The 379-nt window shown below is 55.4% G+C and carries 1 protein-coding gene; it reads left to right on the top strand.

The window, feature by feature from the left end; all coding sequences use genetic code 11:
• A partial coding sequence (locus D7X55_RS44025; RefSeq protein WP_199747524.1) for a hypothetical protein occupies window positions 1-379 on the top strand: 379 nt, incomplete at both ends.

A 379-nucleotide genomic window follows, 5' to 3' on the forward strand; every position in this document is an offset into this window, starting at 1 on the left:
GCCAATGCAGCGAAACGCCCTGACATTGTCGTCCTATCCGATGCGACACTCTCTGTTGTTGGGACGGAGACTTTCGATACTGCCAGGGATCAGCTGGTGATGATGCGCGATGTCCTACTCATTGAGCTAAAGAAAGGGCGCTCTGAAATCGGTCGCAAAGAGATGAATCAAGCGGCTGAGTATGTCGATGAGCTTGTCTCCAGCGGAGGCATCGAAGGGGTTCCCTTCTTCCATGCCTTCGTGGTCGGTCATTCGGTCGCATCCAATATCTCGACCGTCACTAACCGGGAATACAACGGAGCCCAGCGTGGACGCGTCACGGCGACCACTTACAACCAGCTCGCATTGACGGCGAATCGGCGCCTTCATGGGCTCAAAG

It is taken from the genome of Corallococcus sp. AB049A (assembly GCF_003668885.1).
Classification (GTDB): domain Bacteria; phylum Myxococcota; class Myxococcia; order Myxococcales; family Myxococcaceae; genus Corallococcus; species Corallococcus interemptor.